Annotated in this window: 3 protein-coding genes and 2 pseudogenes; 1 reads left to right on the forward strand and 4 read right to left on the reverse strand. The window is 66.6% G+C overall.

The features are described 5' to 3' along the window. Nucleotides 1-145, forward strand: a pseudogene (locus COGEMETH_RS23225) (IS5/IS1182 family transposase); the annotation flags it as partial. A gap of 50 nt (nt 146-195) precedes the next feature. Here the strand turns inward: COGEMETH_RS23225 and COGEMETH_RS23230 are convergent. The 4 genes and pseudogenes from COGEMETH_RS23230 to COGEMETH_RS25695 all read right to left on the reverse strand — a co-directional run. Beyond that, nucleotides 196-1,551, reverse strand: coding sequence for an amidase family protein (locus COGEMETH_RS23230; RefSeq protein ID WP_238185050.1), 1,356 nt, complete (start codon nt 1,549-1,551; stop codon nt 196-198). 18 nt (nt 1,552-1,569) lie between these two features. After that, nucleotides 1,570-2,163 carry an HD domain-containing protein gene (locus tag COGEMETH_RS23235; RefSeq protein ID WP_238185051.1) on the reverse strand — a complete coding sequence of 198 codons (594 nt, stop codon included), beginning with the start codon at nt 2,161-2,163 and terminating at the stop codon, nt 1,570-1,572. A 61-nt stretch (nt 2,164-2,224) separates the two neighbouring features. Continuing rightward, the gene (locus COGEMETH_RS23240) at nt 2,225-2,893 is read right to left on the reverse strand and encodes a hypothetical protein (RefSeq protein ID WP_238185052.1); all 669 of its coding nucleotides are present in this window, start codon (nt 2,891-2,893) and stop codon (nt 2,225-2,227) included. A 127-nt stretch (nt 2,894-3,020) separates the two neighbouring features. After that, a pseudogene (locus tag COGEMETH_RS25695) lies at nt 3,021-3,344 on the reverse strand (calcium-binding protein); the annotation flags it as partial.

Genomic DNA, 3,344 nt, shown 5'->3' on the forward strand with positions numbered 1-3,344 from the left:
CGAGCGATCCTTCGCCTGGGCCACGCGCTGCCGAAGACCGGTCAAGGATTACGAAGGCTATGCCACCACCCTGGCAGGCCTGCATATGGTCGCCTTCGCCTGCCTCATGCTCAAGCAAGTCGAACGATTAATGATGGGTTCATAACACGCTCTAGAAGATGGGAGATAGTAGGTACAGGTTCGAGGGTTCAGCTCCTACTTGCTATCGGAACCAACCGTCGGCGCGCTCTGAGGAGGCCGCCGAAGCTTGGCAGCTTGCTCGAAGGCATAGGCGAAACCGAGCAGCTTGCCCTCGGTCCATGGTAATCCGAGGAGGTCCATGCCCACTGGAACGCCGAGCGGCGCGCTGTCGCTTGGCGGTGAAAACCCTGCCGGGATGTCGATGGCTGGGAAGCCCGTCAGGCCGGCCACGATGCCGTTGCGGTCGGCTTGATTGAGTTCTCCGATGGGGACCACCAGTCGCTGTTGTTGCGGGTAGACCAGGGCGTCGAGCCGCTCGCTTGCGAAGACCGAGGCCACATGCGCCTTGAAGGCGGCGATCCGGTCAAGCCAGGCCTTGTACTCCGGGTCTTGCATGCCAGTCTGCCGTGCCTCCGCCCCGGTCAGGAACTTGTCCAGCGCCGGCTTGGCATAGAGCCCTGAGGCGATCAGCCCGGCCAGATCCTTTTGCGGGGCGTTGGGCACCGAGGCGAGGTAGGCGTTGAACAGCGCCTTGAACTCGTAGGACTGGACGTCGTCCTGGGCGTTCAGGGTGTCGGCGTCGAAGGCCATGTCATCGATCGTCACCAGCACGGCACCGGCCTCCCGCAGCCGGTCGAGGGCCGCCTGCATCACGGAATTCACGGCCTCGTGCTCGGGCTTGGTCGCGAACAGGGCTCTGACCACGCCGAGGCGGGCCCCCTTCAGCGCGTCGGGCTTGAGGAAGGCGGCGTAGCTCGCCGGCACCTGCCCCTCGCCCTTGGCCGTCAGCGGGTCGTTCGGATCGACGCCTGCCATGACCTGCAGCAGGGCGGCAGCGTCCGCGACGGTACGCGTGAGCGGCCCGATGGCGTCCTGGGTTTTTGAGACCGGCATCACTCCCGACAGGCTGATCAGACCTTGGGTCGGGCGCAGGCCGACGAGGTTGTTGGCCGAGGCCGGCGAGCGAATCGAATTGACCGTGTCACTCCCGGTACCGGCCAAGGCCAGATTGGCCGCCACGGCCACGCCCGTGCCCCCGCTCGACCCACCGGGCGTGCGGGTCAGGTCGTAGGGGTTGCGCACCTGCCCGCCGAGCGAGCTGACCGAGACCCCGCCCAAGGCGAGCTCCTGCATGTTGGCCTTGGCCAGGATGTTGGCGCCGGCCTTGCGCAACTTGGCCACCGCGAAGGCGTCCTCGGCCGGCCTTGCCCCCTCGAGGGCCTTGGAACCGCCGGTCGTGGGCATCTCGGCCGTGTTGTAGTTGTCCATCAACACCAGGGGCATGCACGCCAAAGGCTCGGTGGCGAGCCGGCTCGGGTCCTTGTCGAAGGCCTCCGCCTGCGCGAGGGCGGTCGGGTTCTGGGCGTGCATGCGATGGTTGGGGTGGTCTCAGCCCAACCCATCCAGCTCACGTCCCAAGTTCGCCCGCGCCGGCCGATCCATGAGGGCGCGGCCCGCAGGGGTATGGAACAGTGGCTTTCGATCGTCGAGGACGCCGCGTAGGAACGCCGCGCGGCCAAGCTGGTAGGCGATCGCGCCCACCACTGGCACGAACTCCGCCGCCACGCCCTTTGCGTAGCGGTCGTAAGCCGCCGGCTCGGCACCCAGCACTGCCATGTCCATGTCGAGAAACGCTGCGAGGTCGGCCGAGAGTGGCGCCGGCAGGCCGGGCGGCACGTCGTGGCGCTCGGTGGCCAGCACCATCGCCTCGGCGGCCGCGAGCCGTTGTTCCGGGGCGAGGCCGGCCATTGCCGTCCGCAGCAATGCGGCGCTCGCCCGCTCATTGTCGAGGGCGCCTGGGACGTAGATGGCGTCGTGGAACCAGACCGCCAGTTCGACCGCCTCGGGGTCGTGGAACGCGCCGCGCCGGGCGTCGAGGTCGGCGAGCATGGCGTCGATGTGCGCCTGCCCGTGGTAATGGCGGTGCGGCTCGGCGAGACGGGCGCGCAGGTCGGCAAAGACGGCATCGAGGCAGAAGCTCATGCGCCGAGCCTCCCTCGCGCTTGCCGGCAGGTCAACGGCACGCTTTGGCTCGGTGAGCGGACTAATGAAATGCGTCATCGGTCCGGGTGAGGCCGAGCAGTGCGCGCAGGCGCCAGAGCCGATCCTCAATCCAAACCCTCGGGGCGCTCCGCGTCCGGGGTAGCGGCATCTCCGTCACGAGGGACCGCGCGACCTTTTCCGGCAGCCAAATCGTCTCGCCGCCGTACATCTGCACCATACCCAGGCCCGTAACCCCGCGGATCGCGCCAGTGCGGTCGCGCAGCACGATCCAACCCGGCGCGTCACTCGACCCGCCCGGCATCGCGAACCACATAGGACGGGAACACAGGGTAAGGGTCCACGCCCCGTCCGGGCTCGTCTCCCTGGCCACGGGTTCCGCACAGGCCAGCCGGCCCTCGGGAACGAGCACGACCGCCAGTATCAAAGTAAACGGTATTAAGATCAGCGCAGCGCGGGCCCGGTGGACGGGACGATGTCGCGTCCTCGATTGCCGTAGCGGTAACCCCGGCCGCATGACCTTTGTCTCCGTGACGATATCGACGACGAGGTCGATTTTATTTGCCTGCTGGACTGCTGCGCCTTCGTTCACTACGGTCTCCTTGAAATTGGGATACCGATTAACAGTCAAAATACTGCGGACCTTCAAGACCAAATGAAGCGGAATCGGAAAGGAGTTTTCGCAGTCTTCCGTTAAGTTGAAGCAATACACAACGAAAAGGCGTTCATTGACTCCTCGTCACAACCTAAGCAGTTAAATCACGAACAGGCCCGCGGTTGCCAGCATGGTGCCCCGCCCTCGGATCGAAGGCGGCGCACCTCGGTTCAGGCCGTGTCGCTCAGGCGAAGAAGCTGGCGTTGACCTGCCCCTGGGTGATGCCGGCGAGTTCGATCGTGCCGCCCCCCGAGAGCACCAGCAGGGCGCTGCCCGAGCCGTCGGCGGCCGTGCCGAAGCTGTAGCTCTGCCCGCGCAGGTCGATGCGGTCGCCCTCGGCTTGGGCAAAGCCCAGGATCACGTCGTGGCCCGAGGCCGGGTTGAAGACGTAGCGGTCGGCGCCCGAGCCGCCCGTGAGCACGTCGTCGCCAAGGTCCCCGTAGAGGATGTCGTCGCCGAGATCCCCGTAGACCACGTCGTTGCCCTGGCCGCCGTAGAGGGTGTCGGC

Origin of the sequence: Methylobacterium trifolii (genome assembly GCF_022179685.1) — a bacterium.
GTDB lineage: Bacteria > Pseudomonadota > Alphaproteobacteria > Rhizobiales > Beijerinckiaceae > Methylobacterium > Methylobacterium trifolii.